1 protein-coding gene is annotated in these 296 nt (G+C 33.1%); it reads right to left on the minus strand.

Annotated elements, in window-relative coordinates:
• Nucleotides 1-59: 59 nt before the first annotated feature.
• A partial coding sequence (locus ACFIO5_RS11975) for an ExbD/TolR family protein (RefSeq protein WP_375705530.1) occupies nt 60-296 on the minus strand: 237 nt, incomplete at its 5' end.

Consider the following 296-nt stretch of genomic DNA (forward strand, 5'->3'; position numbering starts at 1 on the left):
TCACTTTTAATTACTGTTTGTTGTTTTTACAAATAACAAGCGATAGTTTCTAAAAAATTTTATTGTGCTAGACTTGCTAAAGCAACCTGTGAAAAACCTGCTTTTTGAAGTTCAGCAAGCAATTGTAACACTTTTTGATATTCAATAGTTTTAGCAGCACGTACAAAAATACGTTGTTTTTTTTGTTCAACATCCGTTTTAAGCAGAGTCTTAAGTTGTGCAATCAAAGCTTCAAATGTTTCATAATAGTCTTGATTGAGAGCCAAGCGCCCTTGTCCATCAAGTGACACTGTCAA

The sequence above is a fragment of the Bartonella sp. AA86SXKL genome (assembly GCF_042196885.1).